Source organism: Azospirillum cavernae, from assembly GCF_003590795.1.
Classification (GTDB): Bacteria; Pseudomonadota; Alphaproteobacteria; order Azospirillales; family Azospirillaceae; genus Azospirillum; species Azospirillum cavernae.
The window spans coordinates 151,919-172,370 of sequence record NZ_QYUL01000002.1; the positions used below are offsets into that span (position 1 = coordinate 151,919).

Annotated in this window: 20 protein-coding genes; 11 read left to right on the plus strand and 9 right to left on the minus strand. The window is 66.1% G+C overall.

Features of this window, described 5'->3' with window-relative positions; all coding sequences use genetic code 11:
* Positions 1-22 precede the first annotated feature (22 nt).
* The 3 genes from D3877_RS12140 to D3877_RS12150 all read left to right on the plus strand — a co-directional run bounded on the left by D3877_RS12140 (position 23) and on the right by D3877_RS12150 (position 2,696).
* Positions 23-1,273 carry a cytochrome b gene (locus D3877_RS12140; RefSeq protein ID WP_119832406.1) on the plus strand — a complete coding sequence of 417 codons (1,251 nt, stop codon included), beginning with the start codon at positions 23-25 and terminating at the stop codon, positions 1,271-1,273.
* The gene (locus tag D3877_RS12145; protein ID WP_119831069.1) at positions 1,273-2,037 is read left to right on the plus strand and encodes a cytochrome c1; all 765 of its coding nucleotides are present in this window, start codon (positions 1,273-1,275) and stop codon (positions 2,035-2,037) included. The genes D3877_RS12140 and D3877_RS12145 overlap by 1 nt, the downstream gene beginning before the upstream one ends.
* 107 nt (positions 2,038-2,144) lie before the next feature.
* The gene (locus tag D3877_RS12150; RefSeq protein ID WP_119831070.1) at positions 2,145-2,696 is read left to right on the plus strand and encodes a DUF924 family protein; all 552 of its coding nucleotides are present in this window, start codon (positions 2,145-2,147) and stop codon (positions 2,694-2,696) included.
* A 137-nt stretch (positions 2,697-2,833) separates the two neighbouring features.
* Here D3877_RS12150 and D3877_RS12155 read toward each other — a convergent pair whose 3' ends face one another.
* Positions 2,834-3,703, minus strand: a complete 870-nt coding sequence (locus tag D3877_RS12155) for an ATP-binding response regulator (protein ID WP_119831071.1) — start codon at positions 3,701-3,703, stop codon at positions 2,834-2,836.
* A gap of 183 nt (positions 3,704-3,886) precedes the next feature.
* On the opposite strand from D3877_RS12155, the gene D3877_RS12160 reads away from it, so the two are divergent.
* Positions 3,887-4,279: a DUF423 domain-containing protein gene (locus D3877_RS12160; RefSeq protein ID WP_119831072.1), complete on the plus strand. Its 393-nt coding sequence runs from the start codon at positions 3,887-3,889 to the stop codon at positions 4,277-4,279.
* A 40-nt stretch (positions 4,280-4,319) separates the two neighbouring features.
* On the opposite strand, the gene D3877_RS12165 is transcribed toward D3877_RS12160, so the two are convergent.
* Positions 4,320-4,682 (minus strand): ArsR/SmtB family transcription factor, encoded by a 363-nt coding sequence (locus D3877_RS12165; protein ID WP_119831073.1) that lies wholly within the window; start codon positions 4,680-4,682, stop codon positions 4,320-4,322.
* Between the two features lie 213 nt (positions 4,683-4,895).
* Here D3877_RS12165 and D3877_RS12170 point away from each other — a divergent pair, with 213 nt between their 5' ends.
* The 6 genes from D3877_RS12170 to D3877_RS12195 all read left to right on the plus strand — a co-directional run bounded on the left by D3877_RS12170 (position 4,896) and on the right by D3877_RS12195 (position 10,187).
* Positions 4,896-5,123 (plus strand): sulfurtransferase TusA family protein, encoded by a 228-nt coding sequence (locus tag D3877_RS12170; protein WP_119831074.1) that lies wholly within the window; start codon positions 4,896-4,898, stop codon positions 5,121-5,123.
* A 150-nt stretch (positions 5,124-5,273) separates the two neighbouring features.
* On the plus strand, positions 5,274-6,203 hold the full coding sequence (locus tag D3877_RS12175) for a histone deacetylase family protein (protein ID WP_119831075.1): 930 nt from the start codon (positions 5,274-5,276) through the stop codon (positions 6,201-6,203).
* A 125-nt stretch (positions 6,204-6,328) separates the two neighbouring features.
* Entirely contained in the window at positions 6,329-6,610 is a 282-nt protein-coding gene (locus tag D3877_RS12180; protein WP_238474866.1) for an exodeoxyribonuclease VII small subunit, read from the plus strand.
* A complete protein-coding gene (locus tag D3877_RS12185) occupies positions 6,573-7,502 on the plus strand; it encodes a polyprenyl synthetase family protein (RefSeq protein WP_119831076.1) in 930 nt (309 codons plus the stop codon). Before D3877_RS12180 ends, D3877_RS12185 begins: the two co-directional genes overlap by 38 nt.
* Positions 7,503-7,519: 17 nt before the next feature.
* Positions 7,520-9,433, plus strand: coding sequence for a 1-deoxy-D-xylulose-5-phosphate synthase (gene dxs, locus D3877_RS12190; RefSeq protein WP_119831077.1), 1,914 nt, complete (start codon positions 7,520-7,522; stop codon positions 9,431-9,433).
* A gap of 1 nt (position 9,434) precedes the next feature.
* Positions 9,435-10,187 carry a TlyA family RNA methyltransferase gene (locus D3877_RS12195; protein ID WP_119831078.1) on the plus strand — a complete coding sequence of 251 codons (753 nt, stop codon included), beginning with the start codon at positions 9,435-9,437 and terminating at the stop codon, positions 10,185-10,187.
* Between the two features lie 6 nt (positions 10,188-10,193).
* On the opposite strand, the gene D3877_RS29400 is transcribed toward D3877_RS12195, so the two are convergent.
* From D3877_RS29400 to D3877_RS12215, 5 genes are all read right to left on the minus strand, one after another.
* Complete coding sequence (locus D3877_RS29400) at positions 10,194-11,129, minus strand: hypothetical protein (RefSeq protein WP_147395178.1); 936 nt, start codon at positions 11,127-11,129, stop codon at positions 10,194-10,196.
* Positions 11,130-11,663: 534 nt separating this feature from the next.
* On the minus strand, positions 11,664-14,351 hold the full coding sequence (locus D3877_RS12200; RefSeq protein WP_119831079.1) for a tetratricopeptide repeat protein: 2,688 nt from the start codon (positions 14,349-14,351) through the stop codon (positions 11,664-11,666).
* Between the two features lie 107 nt (positions 14,352-14,458).
* On the minus strand, positions 14,459-15,460 hold the full coding sequence (locus D3877_RS12205; protein WP_119831080.1) for a glutathione S-transferase family protein: 1,002 nt from the start codon (positions 15,458-15,460) through the stop codon (positions 14,459-14,461).
* 67 nt (positions 15,461-15,527) lie between these two features.
* A complete protein-coding gene (locus D3877_RS12210; protein WP_119831081.1) occupies positions 15,528-16,100 on the minus strand; it encodes a YceI family protein in 573 nt (190 codons plus the stop codon).
* Between the two features lie 77 nt (positions 16,101-16,177).
* Positions 16,178-17,029, minus strand: a complete 852-nt coding sequence (locus D3877_RS12215; RefSeq protein ID WP_119831082.1) for a hypothetical protein — start codon at positions 17,027-17,029, stop codon at positions 16,178-16,180.
* Between the two features lie 134 nt (positions 17,030-17,163).
* On the opposite strand from D3877_RS12215, the gene D3877_RS12220 reads away from it, so the two are divergent.
* Positions 17,164-18,066 carry a LysR family transcriptional regulator gene (locus D3877_RS12220; protein ID WP_119831083.1) on the plus strand — a complete coding sequence of 301 codons (903 nt, stop codon included), beginning with the start codon at positions 17,164-17,166 and terminating at the stop codon, positions 18,064-18,066.
* Positions 18,067-18,069: 3 nt separating this feature from the next.
* Here D3877_RS12220 and D3877_RS12225 read toward each other — a convergent pair whose 3' ends face one another.
* The gene (locus D3877_RS12225) at positions 18,070-19,542 is read right to left on the minus strand and encodes an ATP-binding protein (protein ID WP_119831084.1); all 1,473 of its coding nucleotides are present in this window, start codon (positions 19,540-19,542) and stop codon (positions 18,070-18,072) included.
* Positions 19,543-19,564: 22 nt separating this feature from the next.
* Positions 19,565-20,314 (minus strand): response regulator, encoded by a 750-nt coding sequence (locus tag D3877_RS12230; protein WP_119831085.1) that lies wholly within the window; start codon positions 20,312-20,314, stop codon positions 19,565-19,567.
* Between the last annotated feature and the right edge of the window lie 138 nt (positions 20,315-20,452).

The following is a 20,452-nucleotide window of genomic DNA, read 5'->3' on the forward strand; positions in this document are numbered from 1 at the left end:
CAAGGTTCTGGAGACCCCGAGAATGGCTCAGGCTCAAGCCTCGAAATTCAAGAATCCACTCGTGAACTGGATCGACAGCCGTCTGCCGATCTTCACGATGCTGGATCACGAGTACAACCACTACCCGATGCCCCGGAACGTCAACTATCTGTGGGCGTTCGGCGCGATCGCCGGAATCATGCTGGTGGTGATGATCGCCACCGGCCTGTTCCTGGCGATGCAATATTCCTCGCACACCTCGCTGGCCTTTGATTCGGTCGAGCGCATCATGCGCGACGTGAATTACGGCTGGCTGCTGCGCTACGTCCACGCGAATGGCGCGTCGATGTTCTTCATCGCCGTCTACATCCACATGTTCCGTGGTCTCTATTACGGCTCCTACAAGGCGCCGCGCGAGATTCTGTGGATCCTGGGCGTCATCATCTTCCTCGTCATGATGGGCACCGCCTTCATGGGCTACGTGCTGCCGTGGGGCCAGATGAGCTTCTGGGGCGCGACCGTCATCACGAACCTGTTCTCGGCCTTCCCGATCGTGGGCGACCCCATCGTCACGCTGCTGTGGGGCGGTTTCTCGGTCGACAACCCGACGCTGAACCGCTTCTTCGCGCTGCATTTCCTGCTGCCCTTCGTGCTGCTGGGTCTGGTGATCCTGCACACGGCGGCGCTGCATGTCTGCGGCTCGAACAACCCGCTCGGCATTGAGCCGAAGGGTCCGCAGGACACGGTTCCGTTCAACCCGTACGTCACGCTGAAGGACGGCTTCGCCGTCGTCGTGTTCTTCATCGTGTTCGCGGCGTTCGTGTTCTTCATGCCGAACTACATGGGCCACCCGGACAACTACATCCCGGCGAACCCGTTGGTGACGCCCGCGCACATCGTGCCGGAATGGTACTTCCTGCCCTTCTACGCCATCCTGCGCGCGATCCCCGACAAGCTGGGCGGCGTCATCGCCATGTTCGGCTCCATCGCGCTGCTGCTGGTTCTGCCGTGGCTCGACACGTCGAAGGTGCGGAGCTGCAAGTTCCGTCCGATCTACCGCCAGTTCTTCTGGATCCTGGCCATCGACGGTCTGGTGCTCGGCTACGCCGGCGCCATGCCCGCTGAAGGGTCGTGGCTGCTGATCGCTCGGATCGGCACCTTCTACTACTTCTTCCATTTCCTGGTTTTGCTGCCGGTGTTGGGCAAGCTGGAACGGCCTTTGCCGCTCCCCAACAGCATCAGCGAAGCCGTTTTGAAGGGCGGTGCCCACGCCAAGCCGATGGAGAAGGCCTGATGCGCGCGTTGAAGACTGCAATCCTCTCAGCGGCGCTGGCTCTCGGCCTCGCCGGGGCCGCGCAGGCGTCGGAAGCCGTTCATCTCGACAAGCAGAACTGGCCGCATTCCGGCGTGTTCGGCACCATCGACAAGGCGGCGGCGCAGCGTGGCTTCCAGGTTTACAAGGAAGTCTGCTCGGCCTGCCATTCGATGCGTCTGGTCCCGATCCGCACGCTGGCGGGCATCGGCTTCAAGGATGACGAGCTGAAGGCTCTGGCCGCCGGTTACGAAGTCCAGGCCGGTCCGAACGACGCGGGCGAGATGTTCATGCGCCCCGGCCTGCCGGCCGACCGCTTCCCCTCGCCCTTCCCCAACGACAACGCGGCCCGCGCGGCGAACAACGGCGCGCTGCCGCCGGATCTGTCGCTGATCGCCAAGGCTCGCGTTGGCGGCGAAGACTACATCTACAGCTTCCTGACCGGCTTTGAGGATCCGGCGCCCGCTGGCGTCAACCTGATGCCGGGCATGAATTACAACAAGGTGTTCCCCGGCCATCAGGTCGGCATGCCGAACATCCTTCAACCCGACGGCGTGACCTACGCCGACGGCACGAAGGCGACGGTGGAGCAGGAAGCCAAGGACGTGTCGACCTTCCTCACCTTCGTGGCGGAACCGCACCTTGACGAGCGCAAGCAAATGGGCGTCAAGGTCATCCTGTTCCTGCTCGTGCTGGCCGGTCTGATGTACGCGTCCAAGCGCAAGCTGTGGAGCACGCTGCACTAAGCGGTCTGTTTCGCTGGTGTGATTTTCGACTGGACAGGGCGCCCCTTCGGGCGCCCTGTTTGGTTTTGGGGAACAGGGTCTGTCGGGCTTGAGAGCGAGGAACGGCGATGGTGGACAGTCTGATCGACGAGATCGTGGATTTTTGGTTCGACGACGCGATGAAGCCCTATTGGTTCCGCAAGTCGGACAGTTTCGACCGCGCGGTCGCCGACACGCTGGGCGAACCACACGCCGCCGCCGCGCGCGGCGATTGTGATTCCTGGATGGAGGATGTGGACGGCTGTCTGGCCCTGTGCATCCTGCTCGATCAAGTTCCGCGCAACATCTTCCGGGGCGATCCGCGCAGCTTCGCCACCGACGCCAAGGCCCGCGCCGTCGCCGAACACGCGCTGGCCAATGGTTTTGATCTGGAATGCACGACGGACGAGCGGATCTTCCTGTATCTGCCGTTGGAGCATCACGAGGATATGGACAGCCAGAACCGCTCCGTCGCGCTGTTCACCGAACGGGTGGGCGACGCCGTGACCGTTGACTATGCCAACCGGCACCGGGCGGTGATCGAACGATTCGGGCGCTTTCCCCACCGCAACGCCATTCTGGGCCGGGACTCGACGCCGGAGGAAGCGGCTTTCCTGCTGGAGCCGAACTCGTCCTTCTGACCGCTAAGCAGGTTTCTCCAGATCGGGCCACGCATGGCCCGGCCTGGAGAAACCTGCGGACTCTCTGTTTTGCAGGTTTTCCAAGCCCGCCCATATGTGGGCGGAGTTTGGAAAACCTGCTTAGGCGGCGGCCCCGCTCAACTGGGCGGGGTCAGCCAGCGTTCCAGAGCGGCCAGAAGGTCGGCCCGCCGCACCGGCTTGGTGACGTAATCGTTCATCCCCGCCGCCAGACAACGGCTGCGGTCTTCGGGCTGGGCGTTGGCGGTGACGGCGATGATCGGGATCCGGCCCCGGTCGCCCGTCAAGGACCGGATGGTTTCCGTGGCGGCGATGCCGTCCACGTCGGGCATGGCGACGTCCATCAACACAGCCTCGGGGGGAACCGCCGATTTGGCGACGGCGAGCACCGCCTCCGCTCCGCCGGTCGCCAACTCCACCGAAAAGCCGACCTTGGACAGCAGGCCCGCCGTGACCATCCGGTTGGTCGCGCTGTCATCGACCACCAGCAAACGACCGCCCCGCGTGCGCGCCCAACTCATCAGCCGTTCGGCGTCGGTCATCCGGGTGGGCAGTCCAATCGGCATGGTCAGAAAAATGGTCTGCCCGCTTCCAGGCAGCGGCTCGATGGTCAACCGCGCGCCCCGGTCGGCCGCCAGCCGCCGCGCCACTCCCAGGCCAAAGCCGTCGACCGCGCTGAAACACCCGCTCATCGCGATGCGCAAGGCTGCGTGATCGGGACTGTCGGACTGGACGGACAGGCGCAACGTCAGCGGGCAAGACAGGCTGTGGTCGATGGCGCTGAACAGCAAGGCGTTCACCAACGATCCGACCGCGCCGACATCCCCCACCAAACCGGATGGCGTGCCGGGCAGAACCGCCAGATCCAGGGTGACGCCACGCGATTCGGCGGCGGGTTTGACCGTGGCCGACGCCAGACGCAGCAGCGTGGCCGGGTCGAACAAGGCCCCGGTTTTGGCAGCACCGTGATGCAAAATGTCACCGTCCATGGCAGGTCTTTGGCAAAATGCAAATCAGGTTGCAGATCCGGTCCTGGAGTCGCACAGTGGCGGCGCCAAAATCGGCTTTGCGAGCTGTTCTCAGCAAATTGCGGGCCAACATTTGCCGCTGTTCGCAACAGCCAATCGGCGGACGCCGCCGCCCGGCCGCAAAGGCCTGAAACGGGATTTTTTATGACAGCGCTCAATCGTGGATGGATCGCCTTCGCAAGCGCCAACGGGGCCTTCGCCGTGGGCGCGGGAGCCTACGCCCGCCATGGGCTGGCGGCGGAGCCGCACGCGCAGGAGTTGTTTCGCATGGCCGGGGAATACCAGCTTTGGCACGCTCTGGCGCTGTTGGCGGTCGTGCTTCTGGTGGGGCGATCCAGCGGCGCGGCGCGTGGGCTGGCGCGGTTGGCCGGATGGCTGTTCGTCGTCGGCCTGCTGCTGTTCTGCGGAACGCTTTACGCCAACGCTTTGTCTGTGGCCTTGCCGGTCGCCATGACGGCCCCCTTGGGCGGAACGGCCCTCATCGCCGGATGGCTGGCTCTGGGCGGATCGGCGTTGGCGGGGCGTTGGGCGGACTGATCGGGGCGTTGATCGCCGTCTCAACCCCCAAAAAAGGGACTCAAGCCGGGGCGTGGTCGTGGTTGGACGGGGCCTCGGTCGCGTCGTGGTCGTCCGTGATCGTTTCGGATGGTTCGCAATAGAGGCTGTGCAGCGTGCCCATGATGGTCTGCGCCTCGTGCCCGTTCAGGGAGTAATAGATGTTCTGTGCGCTGCGGCGGGTACGCACCAGCTTGTCGCGGCGCAGCCGGGCCAGATGCTGCGACAAGGCCGACTGGCTCAACCCCACGAGATCCTCAAGTTCACCAACCGAACGCTCGCCCTGACTCAGGTAACAGAGAATCAGCAACCGGCGTTCGTTGCACATAGCCTTCAACAGCGCGCTGGCGCGCCGGGCGTTGGCTTGCAAATCCTCAATTTTCATCGGCTGTCGTCGCCTTGAGCAGTCCACGGAACGATTATGTCCGGGCGGCGAACGCCGTCCAGCAAGAAAATACTTCGTACTCAATCATATTCATGCTTGAGCGGTTTTGTCCACTTGTGGATATCCGGCATATGACAGACGGCAGGGAGGCTTCCCGCCACGGGGCAGGCCGACCGCGTGGACAGCGGGCGGCACCTCCGTTAAACTTGCCGTATGACTGATTACCCGTTGGACGCCAAGGGCTTGCAATGCCCGCTGCCGGTCTTGCGCGCGCGCAAGGCGCTGAAGACCATCGCCATTGGCGACACCCTGACGGTCGAGGCGACCGATCCCGGCGCGGTCAAGGATTTCCCGGCCTTTTGCGAGGCGACCGGAAACGCGCTGCGGTCGTCTGGGCAACGGGATGGGGTTTATCATTTCGTAATCGAACGGATCGTTTGAAACCAGCGGCGAACCCCCAACCGAAAGGGAATCGGCGCCGGTTGTGGATGTGACGAATCGTCCTGCATTCCACCTGTACTTTCATCAGCGATGCGGGAAGAATGGTGTTGGGAAACGTCCTGAACGCCAACGAAAAACGACCGAACCGCCATGTTCACCACCCTGTTCACCCACGCGGCTTGCCTGGATCACGACACTGGTCTTGGCCACCCGGAATGCTCCGACCGCTTGCGCGCTGTGCTCGCCGCGCTGGAAACGGAGGAGTTCCACATGCTCGAACGGCAGGAAGCGCCGCGCGCCACGGTGGAACAGCTTTTGCGCGCTCACCCGCAATCACACATTGATCGGGTGATGAGCGCCATCCCGGCGACCGAGCATGTCGGCATCGACGGCGACACCGTGGTGTCGCCGGGTTCGGGCGAGGCCGCCTTGCGCGCGGCGGGCGCGGTGGTCGCGGCGGTGGATTCGGTGGCGACCGGCCAGTCGCGCAACGCCTTTTGCGCCGTTCGCCCGCCAGGGCATCACGCCGAACGGGAAAAGCCGATGGGCTTCTGCCTGTTCAACAACGCCGCCGTCGGCGCCTTCCACGCGCGGGCCGCCCATGGCTTGCAACGGGTCGCCGTCATGGATTTCGACGTTCACCATGGCAACGGCACCCAGGATATTTTCCAGCACGATCCCGACATGCTCTATTGCTCGACCCACCAGTCGCCGCTCTATCCCGGCACCGGCGACGCGGGTGAAAAGGGCGAATATGGCAACTGCGTCAACGCTCCCCTGCCCGCCATGGCTGGATCGCCGGAATTCCGCCACGCGATGACCCACATCGTCTTGCCCGCCATCGACCATTTCAAACCGGATTTGCTCATCATCTCGGCGGGATTCGACGCCCATTCGCGCGATCCGATGGCGGGGCTGCACTTCATTGACGATGATTTCGTCTGGGCCACCCGCAAGCTGGGCGAATTGGCCCGCACCCATTGCGGCGCCCGCATCGTTTCGGTGTTGGAAGGCGGCTACAACCTGCGCGCTTTGGCCTCGGCCAGCGCGGCCCATGTGCGCGAGTTGATGTATTGCTGACGGGGTGAGGCCGCCCGCAAAGCGGCCCTCCGCGCCCTGTGGACAGGACGGCGAACCGCCACGGGTCTTGCGCCGGACGAAGGGGGAGCCTAACTTCGCCAACGCAGGTTCACCACGGTTCAGCCATGTCCTCTTCTTCGATGATCGCCTCCGCCCCGTCTTCGGCCTCCGTTCCGCCGGACATCGCCGCCCTCAGCTTCGAGGATGCCCTGGCCGAGTTGGAACGGATCGTCCGCCAGCTTGAAGAAGGGCGCGGCAAACTCGACGACGCCATTTCGTCCTACGAGCGCGGCACCGCCCTGAAACGCCATTGCGAAGCCAAACTGCGCGACGCCCAGGCCAAGATCGACCGCATCACCGTGAGCGCCGATGGAACCATCGGCGCCGAACCCGCCCGGATTGACTGACGTGCAGACCATTTTGAAACAGGCGATGGCCGATTGCGCGCAGGCCGTCGAAGACACCATCGGTCGTTTGCTGCCCTCCACCGATCTGGCCGAGGCGCGGGTGTTCGACGCCATGCGCTATGGCTGCCTGAATGGCGGCAAGCGGCTGCGGCCCTTTCTGGTCCTGCAATCGGCCGATCTGTTCGGCGTCAACCCCGATTGCGCCGTGCGCGTCGCGGCGGCGGTGGAGATGGTCCACAGCTATTCGCTGATCCACGACGATCTTCCGGCGATGGACGATTCCGACCTGCGGCGCGGCAAGCCGACCTGCCACAAGGCGTTTGACGAGGCGACCGCCATTCTGGCGGGCGACGGCCTGTTGACCCTGGCGTTCGAGCTGTTGGCCGATCACGCGACGCATGAGGATCCCAACATCCGCTGCCAGTTGGTCGCGGCGCTGGCCAAGGCGGCGGGCGGTCACGGCATGGTTGGCGGCCAGATGCTGGATTTGATCGCCGAACGCGAAGCCTTCGATCTGGGGACCACCACCCGCCTGCAACGCATGAAGACCGGCGAGATGATCGCCTTTTCCTGCGAAGCCGGGGGAATTCTGGGCAAGGCGCCGCCGCCGCAACGCGCCGCCCTGCGCGCCTACGCCCATGATTTGGGGTTGGCCTTCCAGATCGTCGATGATCTGTTGGACGTCGAGGGGACCGAGGCGGAAACCGGCAAAAGCGTCGGGCGCGACGCCGAGGCCGGGAAGGCGACCTTCGTCTCCATTCTGGGCCGTGACCGCGCCCGCGCCCAGGCCGACATGCTGGCCGGGCAAGCCGTGGCGCATTTGGACATTTTCGAGGGTCGCGCCCATCTGTTGAAGGCGGTCGCCGAATTCGTCGTCGCGCGGCGCGCCTGAGCGGAGGAACAACCGACGTGACCGTCACCAAAACCCCGCTGCTCGACCTGTGCCCGACTCCGGCCCATCTGCGGACGCTCAAGCCCGAACAGCTTCGGCAATTCGCTGACGAATTGCGCACCGAAACCATCGCCGCCGTGTCGGTGACGGGCGGCCATCTGGGGGCCGGGCTGGGCGTGGTTGAGTTGACCGCCGCCCTGCATTACGTGTTCGACACGCCCTATGATCGGTTGATCTGGGACGTCGGCCATCAATGCTACCCGCACAAGATCCTGACCGGACGGCGCGACCGCATCCGCACCCTGCGCATGGGCGACGGCCTCAGCGGCTTCACCAAGCGGACCGAAAGCGAATACGACCCGTTCGGGGCCGGTCACAGCTCCACCTCCATCTCCGCCGGGTTGGGCATGGCGGTGGCCAGCGTCATGAAGGGGGAGCGGCGCAACGTCATCGCCGTGATCGGCGACGGCGCGATGAGCGCGGGCATGGCCTATGAGGCGATGAACAACGCCGCCTCGACCAAATCGCGCTTGATCGTGGTGCTGAACGACAACGACATGTCCATCGCCCCGCCGGTCGGCGCAATGAGCGCCTATCTGTCGCGCCTGATTTCGTCCAAGCCCTATCTCAGCCTGCGCCATCTCGCCAAGGAGATCGCCGATCAGTTGCCGCGCCCGCTGCGCAACGTCGCCCGCCGGGCGGAGGAATACGCGCGCGGCATGGTCACGGGCGGCACGCTGTTCGAGGAGCTGGGATTCTATTACATCGGCCCGATCGACGGTCACAATCTGGACCATCTGCTGCCGGTTTTGCAGAATGTGCGGGACGCCGACGACGGCAAGCCGGTGCTGATCCACGTCGTCACCAAAAAGGGCAAGGGCTACGGCCCGGCGGAAGCCTCGGCGGACAAGCTGCACGCGGTGGCCAAGTTCGACGTCGTCACCGGCGCGCAGGCCAAACCAAAATCCAACGCCCCGACCTTCACCCGCGTCTTCGCCCAATCGCTCATCAAAGAGGCCGAAGCCGATCCCAGCATCGTCGCCATCAACGCGGCGATGCCCTCAGGCACCGGGCTGGATCTGTTCGCCGAGCGCTTCCCGGACCGCTGTTTCGACGTCGGCATCGCCGAACAACACGCCGTGACCTTCGCCGCCGGAATGGCGACGGAGGGGTTCAAGCCCTTTTGCGCCATCTACTCCACCTTTCTGCAACGCGCCTACGATCAAGTGATCCACGACGTGGTGTTGCAGCATCTGCCGGTGCGCTTCGCGCTCGACCGCGCCGGGTTGGTGGGGTCGGATGGGGCGACGCACGCCGGGGCCTTTGACGTCGCCTATCTCGGCTGCCTGCCCGACATCGTGCTGATGGCGGCGGCGGACGAGGTCGATCTGATGCACATGGTTGCTACCCAAGCCGCCATCGACGACCGCGCGTCGGCCCTGCGCTACCCGCGCGGCGAAGGCGTGGGGCTGGAGATGCCGGAACGCGGGTCCGTGCTGCCGCTCGGCAAGGGCCGCATCCTGCAAGAGGGAAGCAAGGTCGCCATCCTCAGCTATGGCGGACGTCTGGCCGAGGCCCGCAAGGCGGCGGCGGAATTGGCCGCGCGCGGCCTGTCCACCACGCTGGCCGACGCCCGTTTCGCCAAGCCGCTGGACGAGGATCTGGTCCGCCGTCTGGCCTGCGAGCATGAGGTGCTCATCACCATCGAGGAAGGCTCGGTCGGCGGATTCGGCAGCTTCGTGTTGCAGTTTCTGGCGACGTCCGGCCTGTTGGATCGCGGTTTGAAGATCCGCCCGATGGTGCTGCCCGACCTCTATCTCGACCATGATTCGCCCGCCAAGCAGTATGAGGCGGCGGGCCTGACCGCGCGCCACATCGTGGCGACCGCCGTGCAAGCGCTGGGCCTCGAAAACGCGGCGGCGCGAGCGTAAGATGGCGAAGCTGCGGGCCGATGTGGCGCTGGTGGAGCGCGGGTTGGTGGACAGCCGGGCCAAGGCGCAGGCGCTGATTCTCGCCGGGCTGGTCTATTCCGACACCAAGCGCATCGACAAGGCGGGCGACCTGCTGGCCGAAGACGCGCCGCTGGCGCTGAAAGGGCAGGATCACCCCTGGGTGTCGCGCGGCGGGCTGAAGCTGGTCAAGGGGCTGGACGTCTTCGCCATCGACCCGACCGGGCTAACCGCTGTGGACGTCGGCGCGTCCACCGGCGGTTTCACCGACGTGCTGCTGACGCGCGGGGCCGCCAAGGTCTTCGCCGTCGATGTCGGCCATGGGCAATTGGCCTGGAAGCTCCGCACCGATCCCCGCGTCGTGGTGCTGGAAAAAACCAACGCGCGGCGTCTGACCAGCGCCGAGATCCCCGATCCGGTCGATCTGGTGGTGTGCGACGCCAGCTTCATCGGGCTGGAGGTGGTTCTCCCGGCGGCGCTGGCCCTGGTGGTTCCCGGCGGTCGTCTGGTCGCCCTCATCAAACCGCAATTCGAGGTCGGCAAGGGCCGCGTCGGCAAAGGCGGCGTGGTCCGCGAACCCGAACTCCATCAAGAGGTCTGCGACCGCATCCGAGCGTGGCTGGACGGTCTGGACGGCTGGCGCGCGCTGGACATCACCGAAAGCCCGATCACCGGGCCGGAGGGGAACAAGGAGTTCCTGATCGGCGCGGTGAAGGATCAAGTTTTTGCAGACTGATGGGCATCAGGGGGAATGAATGTGCTTGGCGCAGCGCGTGCTGCCCGTTTGCGGTTTGAGCAGACAATTTCGCCCCTGACTTACAAGGAAGTAATCACACGTCGTTTTGGTGCTGCCGATTGAGTAATGCTGGGTCGCTGAATAATCGGTGTTCAGGCTTGTGCCGCTAAACCAAAACGGCACAGGTTGTTGGCTTGGGTAGAGCGATGTGGTTTGACCCGCCCATGACTTGACAACTTCCCCGACCGCTGGAACCATCGTGTCATAAATTGAACTTCCGCCAGCAGGCGTCGTGTGCATCTCAGCGGCGCTGATTGTGTGCCAAAGCGCTTCGTGCTGACCGAACACCGCATTTCCATGCCCATCAGTGCCACCACGGGTCGCCACCATCAAATTCCAGGGATGATAGGCGTAGGTTGGCTCAATGGATTTGTAGATGAGATGGTGAACCTCGGGATATGGTCGAGCGTACATATCATCATCAAATGGCACTGTGCTGTCCTCTAGAGCGCCCCTAAAGGTTGACGAGCTTCTAACATGCGAGTAAAGCGCCGCATTTTTTTTCGACCCGCTGTAACCTTTCACCACATCACTCCACCCCGTTTCCAGAGCGGGAACAGAGGCGACATGCATGCCCCGATGATTTTCCAAAACTTGCCAAAGCCTATCTTGGATATTTTTTGAAAATGCGGACGGGCTTGTTTTACTCATTGCTCCAGAGTTTGTCTTTACGATTTCCTGATGAATTTCGAGGGCGAAATTCTGATAATATTGCGCTTCCTTAGTGTCAAGATTGCGGTAAAGCTGATTAAACTCCGGTTCTGTTTTCTTCAGGCTGTAGATCGGCAAGCTCTGCATTTTTTGAATGGTTTGTGGCCTTCCCGCACTTGGTGGCGGAAGAAAGGTGGGTTTGGCTGGACGACCGTCGGCCTTGGCCTGCACAACGGGTGAGCCAACAGGTGAACGGGGCGGAAACCCGACGGGCTTTGACGTGACGGACGAAGCGGCAAAGCGGGTGGGTGGCAAGGGCGCGGTGGAAACTGGGCGGGGCGGGTGATTGGCTTTTGCCTGAAGCGTGGGGGCAACGCCAACGCGCGGCGGGATGATTGGCGCCGCCGCCGCGCTCTGACGGGCGGGCGGCTTGGGAGCGCTGGGTTTTGCTTGGATGGTCGGGGCCGCGAAGCGGGCGGGCGAAGGGGGAGGAACTGGCGCCAAGCCGGTTGGTTTCCCCGCTTTCGCCTGAACGGGGGGCGCGCCGAAGCGGGTGGGCGGCGGTTGCAACGCAGATGGACGAGCGGGCGTCGCGGGCCGAGCGAAAGCGTTGGATTTTTTCCCAGTCATCAGCAACCCCTTCACCCGGATTACAGCGCACGCCGTGGAGAGCCGTCCCAGACGAAAGGCTCCAACATCCGTGTGCTCACCAGCCGCGACAGTAGCACGACAACAAAGCGTCAGCCACTCGCGTCAAAGCGGTGTTCACGCTGTTTGGCTCCACCGCCGCCACAGCGCCCGGTACACCCGTTCCATCTGCCGGGCCTTATGCGGGCCGTTCAGGAAAGGCGCGGCGGCGACGCGGGCGCGCAGGCCCGCGCGCAGGGCGCTCAACCGCGCCGGGTCGGCGGCCAGAGCGGCGGCGATTCCGACATAGGCGTCGGCGCTCTCGGCGATCAGCGACGGCAGACCCACGGCGGAGAGGAGCGAGGCCGACCAGCGGCTCATCATGTTGCCGCCCGGCAGCGTCACCACCGGAACCCCCATCCACAAGGCTTCAAAGCTGGTGGTCGCGCCGCAGAAGGGGAAGGGGTCGAGGGCGACGTCGATTCCGTGATAGAGCGCCAAATGATGCTGGCGGTCCTGCAAGGCGCCGGGGGTCAGCACACGGGCGGGATCGACGCCTTGCTCCGCGACCACCCGGCGGGCGCGCTCGGCCAAGTCCGGCGCGGCGTAGAGGTTTTTGTATTTCAGCACCAGGCGCGAACCGGGAACCGCCCGCAACAGCCGCCCCCACAGCGCCAAAACCTCGTCCGATTGTTTGGCCGGGTTGTTGAAGCTGCCGAAGGTGACGAATCCCCGTGTCAGCAATGGCGGCGGAACCGGCGTAGGCGCGTCGGTGATCGGGGAATAGGCGAACAGGGTCGGCAGGCGAACCGGGCGTTCGGCGAAACGCTCGGCGTCCTCGCCCGCCCAGCGCCCGCGCGGCGTCATCACCCGGTCGGTGAGGATATAGTCCATCGCCGACAGGCCGCTGGTCGCCCCGTCATACAGGCTGATTTGCACCGGGGCCGCACGATGGGCGGCGACCAGCGGGCGGTTGGCGTCGAAACGCCCGGCGACGATCACCAGCAGGTCGATGGCGTCGGCGCGGATGCGCTCCGCCACCTCGGCGTCGCTCAAGGCGCCGACGTCGCGCCAGCAATCCATCATGCCCCGGAAGCGTTCGGTCACGTCGTCGGGACGGGCGACATGGGCGTAGGCGGTGATCTCAAACCGCTGGTGATCGTGGTTGGCCAGCACCGGCTCCAGATTGCGGGCCACCGGGTGGTTGCGGAAATCGGCGGACAGATAGCCGACCCGCAAACGGTGGTTCGGCTCCCGGCTGTTGGCGAAGGGATTGGCCAGCGGGGGGAGCGGCAAAGCGTGCAGACGCTCGAAACGGCGATGCTCGGCAAAGCGCATGGCCTCCGTCCATCCCGGATCATAGAGGATGGAGGAGAGAAGATTGCGGTGGGCGGCGACGCTGTCGGGCTGAAGGATTTGCGCCCGGCGATAGCCCGCCGTCGCTTCGGCGTAACGGGCCGTGGCCCGGACGACGCTGGCGAGGTTGCACAGCGCGTCGAGATGGGTGGGGTCGAGCGCCAACGTGTGGCGATAGCCCGCCGCCGCCGCGTCGATCCGGCCAAGCTCCTGCAAATCCAGCGCCCGGTTGAAGGCCGCGCCGACGTCGTCGGGCGTCAATTGCAAGGCTCGGCGGTACGACTCCACCCCCTCCCCCGCCCGCTCCAAGCTGCGCAGCGTGTGGCCGAGGTTGAAATAGGGTTCCGCCAGATCCGGGCGCAGCGCCACCACCACCCGCAGCGGCGCCAACGCCTCCGCCGGGCGCTGGTTGGCCAGACGCAGCAGCGCCAGATTGACCCAAGGGCGATGGTCGCGCCACGCCAGACGGGTGGTGCGGCAATAGGCCCGTTCGGCGAGCGACGGATCGCGTTTTGCGCTCGCCACCGCCAGGGCGAACTGCGCCTCGGCGTCGTCGGGCGCGCTGACGGTCCATTGGGTGAAGGCCCGCGCGGCGCCCGCGCCGTCGCCCGCCGCCAAACGGCAGGTGCCCAGCGCGTTCCACAGGATGGGTTCGCCGCCGCCCAGACGGATGGCCTCGGCGAAGGCGGCGGCGGCCTCTGCCTGCTCGCCGCGCGTATGGCGTTGTTGGGCCAGACCGCGCCACGCCCCAGCCTGCCGGGGGTCGAGGGCGAGGGCGTGCTGGTAATGGCGCAGCCCGGCGTCGCTGGTCTCCGGCAGACGGTTGCCGAGATTGACATGGGCGCCGACCAGGGACGGGTCGGCGACGACCGCCCGGCGCAGCGCCTCGGCGCTGTCGTCCAGACGGCCCAGCGCGGCGAGCGCCAAGGCCTGATGATACCACGCCGCGCCGAATCCGGGATCGGCCCGCCCGGCTTGCGCGAAGCTGTCGGCGGCCTCCTCCGTCCGGCCCAACGCGCGCAGGGCGAGGCCCCGGTTGTTGGCCGCCGCCGCGTGGCGCGGGTTGGCGTCCAGCGCCCGCCCGAAGGCCGCCGCCGCTGCCGCCCGTTGGCCCAGCCGGTCGAGCAGAACGCCGTGGTTGAATTGGCTGTCGGCGTGGTCGGGGGCGAGATCGGCGGCGCGACCGTAGGCGTCCGCCGCGTCCTGCGTGTTCCCCAGCCGGTCGAGCGCCATGGCGTGGTGGCGGTGGTACTCGGCGACGCCGGGATTCTGGCCGATGGCCCGCCCGATCAGTTCGACCGCCATGGCGAAGGCCCCGCACTGCGCCGCGAGCACGCCGAACAGATGCAGCGCCCCGGCGTTGTCCGGGTCGATGTCGAGGATCCGCCGGTAGAGGGTTTCCGCCTCCGCCAAGCGCCCGGACTGGTGATGGTCGGCAGCGACGGCAAGGGCTTCGGCGACGGTGGCCATGGCGGCGTCCTTGGACCTTGGCGACGGGGCGCTTGAGGTGGGCGGGACGCCAGAATAGGGGAAAAGGGAAAGCCGTGGCTATGGCGGAAACGCCGCCACTCCCGCCGTCACCCGCGCGTGAGGATCCCTTGACCGGGCAAATGGTCGCGCCCGTGCGGGCTGGTGAAATCCAGGATTGGCCCCTTGGGCACGATGCCGGTCGGGTTGACCGTGGCGATGGAGTAATAACCGGCCTTGATGTCGGCGATCTTCACCGTGTCGGCGACGCCCGGCCATTGGTGCAACTCGCGCAGATAGCCCGACAGGTTCGGGCAATCGGCGATGCGGTGGAGGTTGCATTTGAAGGCGCCGTGATAGGCGGCGTCGAAACGGACCAACGTGACGAACAGCCGCCAATCCGCTTCCGTCAGCCATTCGCCGACCAGATAGCGGTTGCGCGACAGATGATCCTCCAGCCGGGCGAGCGTGGCGAACAGCGCGTCGAAGGCGTCGTCGTAGCTGCTCTGCGTCTTGGCGAAGCCGCAGCGGTAGACGCCGTTGTTGACGGTCTCGTAAATCAGCCCGTTCCAGGAATCGATCTCGGCGCGCAGGGCCACAGGGTACAGATCCAGCCGGTTGCCGGTCAGCCCGTCAAAGGCGCTGTTCAGGATGCGGATGATGTCGGCGGATTCGTTGTTGACGATGCGTCCGTCCTGGCGATCCCACAGGACCGGCACCGAAACCTTGCCGCTGTAGGTCGGATCGCTGGTGGTGTAGAGCTGGTGCTGATGGCGGAAACGCGGCAGGGCTGGCCCGGCGTCCTCGTCGGTCGGGTAGGTCCAACCATCCTCGCCCAGCACCGGGCTGGACACCGAGACGCCGACGATGTCGTCCAACCCCTTCAGCGCGCGGACGATCAGGGTGCGCGAGGCCCACGGGCAGAGATAGGAGACATAGAGGTGATAGCGCCCAGGTTGGGCCGGACGCGCCGCCTCGCCTCGCTCGTCCGGTTCGCCCGTCGGGGTGATCCAGCCGCGAAAGCGGGTCGGCTCCCGGTGAAAGGCGCCGTTCTTGATCTCGCTGGCGGCGACGTCGCCCTTGACCCACACCCCGTTGACCAGTTCCGGCATGCCCTGTCTCCGCAAAAAGAAAAGGCGCGGCGACGAAGGCCGCCGCGCCTCATATCGTGTGCAAAATTTACTTGGTGGCTTCGGCTTCGACCAACAGTTCGATGTCGTCGCTGATGTAGGGCGCGCCGTACTTCATGCCGAAATCGGTGCGCTTCAGCGTGCCGCGCGCCGAGAAGCCGACGGTCTCCAGCTTCGTGGCCGGGCTGACGCCCTCCTTGTTGAAGGTGACGGTCAGCGTCACCGGCTTGGTCACGCCCAGCATGGTGAAATCGCCGGTCAGCGTGCCGGTCTTCTCGCCCGTCTTGACGATCTTCGTGCTCTTGAAGGTCAGCTTGGGGAACTCCTTCACGTTGAAGAAGTCGGGCGAGCGCAGATGCTCGTCGCGCTTGGCGTGGTTGGTGTCAACGCTGGCGGCGTCGATGGTCATCGACACGCTGCTCTTGTCCACGGCGTCCTTGTCAAAGCTGACGTCGCCCGAGGCCGTGTTGAAACGGCCAATCAGGTTGGAGAAACCCAGATGGTTGACGATGAAGGCGACGCTGAGATGGCCGGGATCGACCTTGTAGGCGACCGGGGCGGCGAAGGCCGGGGCGCTGGTCAGGGCGGCGAACAGGACGGCGGCGGAAACGAACTTTTTCATGGAGTCAGGCTTTCCAAATCATGAGTGGTTGAGGATGGCGGGATATTCAGAGACGCATTGAACGCGGAGGGAACGGGTCAGTAAGGCGACGCCTCGCCCCCGCTCAGCAGATAGGCGGCGGCGATGGCGACCAGCGCCGGGATCACCGCCAGGATGGTGACGACGACCGTCGCCAGGGCCGGGGCGAAACGGCCCTCGCCAATGGGCAAGCGGCGGCGCAGGCTTTCCGCCGCCAGGGCGGGCAGCGCGAGCAGCAGCGTGGCCGATTCGGCCTGGGTGAACAGGGTCAGGACGGCGGCGATCAGCAACGGCAGGACCAACGCCACGCGGCCCGACACGCCCCAGACGTGACGCTCCGTCGGCCAGTTCCACAGCAGGAACCCGCCGGTCGCGGCGGTCAGCGCCAGTCCCAATTGCGCGATGGAGGCGGAGGAGCCGATCAGCGCGGTGACGCCGACCGACAGGGCCAAGGCCAGCAGAACGGCGGCGGGCGCGGTGGTCTTGTCCGCCCCCGACAGGGAGTCGGCGAAGGACGCCCACAGCCCGACCGCCGCCAACACCGCCAGCGTGACGAAGGCGCGGGTCGAATCCAGGCCGGGCCAGGCGATCCAGACCAAGGCCAGAAGCAACCAACCACCAACCAGCGCGGAGGCGGCGCGGCCCCGCAGACTCAGCGCGTCGGCGGCCAGCCCCAGCAGCAGACCGGCGGCGACCGACCAGAACAGCTTGCCCATGCTCGACGGCGGCGGAAAGGCGGGAAGACCGATCACCAGGATGAACAGCGCCAGAAAGGCCAGGGCGATTCCGCCGCTGGCCCACAGCCGCCCGACCCGTCCGCCGATCAGGCGCAGCGCGCCGACCGCCAGCAGGCCGAGCAGCAGCGGCAGCACGCTGGATTGCACAAAGGGATCGCTCATCAAATCGGACATGACGGAACCATGGGTCGTGATCGTGAAACGCAGTCGCGTCGTGCTGAGACGCCGCTGTGCGCTCCGTTATTCCCACAGACGCTACACTGTGCGAAAATAAGCGGGAATTCAGTTTTGGCGCATATGGTATCTGCATGAATGCACAGAATGATTGGGACGACGTCCGCTATTTCCTGTCGGTGGCCCGGCAAGGGTCGCTGTCGGCGGCGGCCCGGCTGCTGGGGGTCAACCATTCGACCGTGCTGCGCCGCATCGCCGCCCTGGAAAGCGCCATGGGCGTCCGCCTGTTCGACAAGCTGCCGCGCGGCTACGTCCTGACGGCGGCGGGGGAGGATCTGCACCGCACCGCGTTGGCGATGGAAGAAACGCTGGCGGCGGCCAGCCTGCGTTTGTCGGGGCGCGACGCCCAGATCGACGGCACGCTGCGCGTCACCACGGTGGACATCATCGCCATGCACGTCCTGCCCCGGCATCTGGCGGCGTTCCGCGAGCGTTATCCGGGGATCCGGGTCGATGTGACCATCGCCGAGGCCTCGCTGAGCCTGACCCGGCGGGAGGCGGACATCGCCATCCGCCTGATTGGCCAACCGCCCGACACGCTGGTTGGCCGCGCGCTGTCGGGCTTGGCCTTCGCCCCCTACGCCGCCCTTCCGGTCGCCGAACGTCACGGCGGCGCCACCCTTGGGGAGGCTGACTGGGCTGGCGTGGACGAGAGTTTCGACCACACCAGCATGGCCCGCTGGATGAAAGGAACGGTCACGGCGGACCGCGTCGTCTACCGGGTCAATTCGGTGGCGGCGCTGGTCGAGGCGGTGCGCGCGGGGCTGGGTTTTGGCCTGCTGCCCTGCGCTCTGGCCGACCGGATGCCGGATCTGCGCCGGGTCGGCCCGCCGATGGAGGACACTGACATCAAAATATGGCTGCTGACCCACCGCGACCTGCGAATGATGGGCCGGGTCCGCGCCTTTCTGGACTTCATGGCGGTGGCGTTGGGCGGCGAGCGCGATTTGCTGGAAGGGCGGGGCGGACCCGCCTGACGCTCACAGCATCCGGGGCAGCGTCACCCGCACCCGCAGGCCGCCATCGGCGCGGTTGGACAGCTCGATGCGGCCCTGGTGGGCCTCGATGATCGACTTGACGATGGACAGGCCCAGGCCGCTGCCTCCGGTTCTGCGGTTGCGCGACCCTTCCAACCGGACGAAGGGCTTGAACACGTTGAGCAATTCGGCTTCGGGGACGCCCGGCCCCTCGTCGCAGACGTCCACGGTGATTTCGGCGCTGTCGGCGTCCACCGACACGAAGGCGCACTCGCCGTATTTCAGGGCGTTGTCGATCAGGTTGGCGAAGGCGCGGCGCAGGCTGGCCGGGCGGCCGGACAGGCGCAGCGGGCGCGGCTGGTCGAAACGGTCGGGGCTGGGGCCGCCGCCGCCGAAGATGGTGCGCACGGCGGTGAATTGCAGCGGCGGCGGCTCCTGGTAGATCACCGGCGATCCGGTGTCGGCGTAATCGTCGCACAGGCTTTGCAGCAGGCTGGCGAAGGCGACGACCTCGACATCCTCGCGCAGCACGTCGTCGCTGAGAAACTCCAGCGTCGCCGTGACCATCGCCGCCATTTCGTCGATGTCGGCCATCATCTTGGCCCGCAACGCCTCGTCCTCGACATATTCGGCGCGCAGGCGCAGGCGGGTGGCCGGGGTGCGCAAATCGTGGCTGATCGCCGCCAGCAGATGGGTGCGCCCCTCCATCATGTCGCGCAGCACGCCGCGCGTGCGGTTGAAGGCGCGGGCGATGGCGGCGACCTCCTCCGGCCCATCGTCCGGCAGGGGGCGCGGGTGCAGGCGGTCGTCGGGGCGGATCGCCTGCTCGGCCATCGCCTCCAGCGGGCGGACCAAACGTCCGGTCAGCCACAGCAGCAGCGCCACCGCCAGCCCAACCGCCCCCACCCCGCCCAGCAGCAGGCCAAAGGGGGTGGCGCGCGCCCGCCAATAGCGCGCGCTGGAAAATTCCAGCCAACCGCCGTCGCTGAGTTGCGCGTAAACCCGCGCGTCGCGCAACTGCGCCGCCGCGTCTTCGGCAACCGTGGACAGGGCCATGGCGAGGGTTGGCGTCGGGGCCGGGCGCGGCGGCGGCATCGCCCGCTCCCCCGCCACGAAGATGATTCGCGGGGCCAGCGGCACGATGTCGAGCTTCCACTGGGGCGGCGGGGTCGGCGTGCCGGGCGGCTGCCAACCGACGGTTAGATCCGACAGATCGGTCAGCGCCAGCGCCGGACCGGGGGGAACGCCGTCCAACACCGCGCGCTCCGCCGCCTCCACCGCCGCCGCCATGGCGGGGCCGAGGCGATGGGCGGTCAGCAGCTCATGCGCGCGGTCGTCCAAAATCCGATTGGCCAGCAGCGCCGCGCCATGGGTCAGCAGCAGCAGAACGCCGAAGGCCAGCAGGATGCGGTGGCGCAGCCGCGCCGACCGGAGACGGTCGCGCAAGGCGGCGATCACGGGCCGCTCAAACGTCATCAGCCGCCGCCATCAGCCGCCATCAACCGGCATGGCGGGCGACCGCCGCGCCGGATTCGCCCAGATCGGCGACCGTCGCGGTGAATTGATAGCCGATGCCGCGCACCGTCTTGATGAGCGCTTGGCCGCTCGGCCCCTCTTCCAGCTTTCGGCGCAGGCGGCTGACCTGGATGTCGATGCTGCGGTCAAAGGGAATCGAGGTGTCGCCGCGATGCTTTTCCAGCAGCTCCGTGCGCTCCACCACCTGTTGCGCCCGCCCCAGCAGGGTGGAGAGCAAGGCGTATTCGCCGTGGCTAAGGTGAACCACCACATTGTCGGGCGTCCGCAGCTCCCGCCGCCCCTGGTCGAGCGACCATCCGGCGAAGCCCAGCACGCGCGGGCGCTCCTTGGGCGGTTCGACGCTGCCGCAGCGGCGCAGGATCGCCCGGATGCGGGCCAGCAATTCGCGCGGGCTGAAGGGCTTCATGATGTAATCGTCGGCCCCGACCTCCAGCCCGACGATGCGGTCCACCTCGCCGCCCATGGCGGTCAGCATGATGACCGGGGTGGCGGATTTGGCCCGCAAGGACCGGCACAGGCTGGTGCCGTCCTCGCCCGGCAGCATCAGATCCAGGATGATGAGATCGACCGGCCATTGCGCCAGCACCTTCGCCATCTCCCGCCCGTCTCCGGCGGTGGACACGCGAAAGCCGCTCTTGACCATGAAGTCATAGAGCATGTCGCGGATCTCCGGGTCGTCGTCCACGATCAACAGGTGGCGGGCGCGTTCCATGGTCTTCGGTCTGTCCTCAATCCCGATCAACAACGCCGTCAGTCTAGCGCGTCTGGCGGATCATCCGCGAGGGCGATCATAGGACGTTTGCCGGTTCAACCGCGCGGGCGGGTTTGTAACGGCTGTGTAACAACGGCG

Coding starts and splice junctions, on each gene's coding strand:
- D3877_RS12210 (WP_119831081.1), bottom strand. CDS start 16,100: ATGAAAAAGTTCGTTTCCGCCGCCGTCCTGTTCGCCGCCCTGACCAGC.
- D3877_RS12230 (WP_119831085.1), bottom strand. CDS start 20,314: ATGGAACGCGCCCGCCACCTGTTGATCGTGGACGACGACCCGGAGATC.
- D3877_RS12180 (WP_238474866.1), top strand. CDS start 6,329: ATGTCCTCTTCTTCGATGATCGCCTCCGCCCCGTCTTCGGCCTCCGTT.
- D3877_RS12155 (WP_119831071.1), bottom strand. CDS start 3,703: ATGGACGGTGACATTTTGCATCACGGTGCTGCCAAAACCGGGGCCTTG.
- D3877_RS12185 (WP_119831076.1), top strand. CDS start 6,573: ATGGAACCATCGGCGCCGAACCCGCCCGGATTGACTGACGTGCAGACC.
- D3877_RS12225 (WP_119831084.1), bottom strand. CDS start 19,542: ATGACGTTTGAGCGGCCCGTGATCGCCGCCTTGCGCGACCGTCTCCGG.
- D3877_RS12165 (WP_119831073.1), bottom strand. CDS start 4,682: ATGAAAATTGAGGATTTGCAAGCCAACGCCCGGCGCGCCAGCGCGCTG.
- D3877_RS12140 (WP_119832406.1), top strand. CDS start 23: ATGGCTCAGGCTCAAGCCTCGAAATTCAAGAATCCACTCGTGAACTGG.
- D3877_RS12205 (WP_119831080.1), bottom strand. CDS start 15,460: ATGCCGGAACTGGTCAACGGGGTGTGGGTCAAGGGCGACGTCGCCGCC.
- D3877_RS12220 (WP_119831083.1), top strand. CDS start 17,164: ATGAATGCACAGAATGATTGGGACGACGTCCGCTATTTCCTGTCGGTG.
- D3877_RS12170 (WP_119831074.1), top strand. CDS start 4,896: ATGACTGATTACCCGTTGGACGCCAAGGGCTTGCAATGCCCGCTGCCG.
- D3877_RS12150 (WP_119831070.1), top strand. CDS start 2,145: ATGGTGGACAGTCTGATCGACGAGATCGTGGATTTTTGGTTCGACGAC.
- D3877_RS12145 (WP_119831069.1), top strand. CDS start 1,273: ATGCGCGCGTTGAAGACTGCAATCCTCTCAGCGGCGCTGGCTCTCGGC.
- D3877_RS12200 (WP_119831079.1), bottom strand. CDS start 14,351: ATGGCCACCGTCGCCGAAGCCCTTGCCGTCGCTGCCGACCATCACCAG.
- D3877_RS12160 (WP_119831072.1), top strand. CDS start 3,887: ATGACAGCGCTCAATCGTGGATGGATCGCCTTCGCAAGCGCCAACGGG.
- D3877_RS12215 (WP_119831082.1), bottom strand. CDS start 17,029: ATGTCCGATTTGATGAGCGATCCCTTTGTGCAATCCAGCGTGCTGCCG.
- D3877_RS12175 (WP_119831075.1), top strand. CDS start 5,274: ATGTTCACCACCCTGTTCACCCACGCGGCTTGCCTGGATCACGACACT.
- D3877_RS12195 (WP_119831078.1), top strand. CDS start 9,435: ATGGCGAAGCTGCGGGCCGATGTGGCGCTGGTGGAGCGCGGGTTGGTG.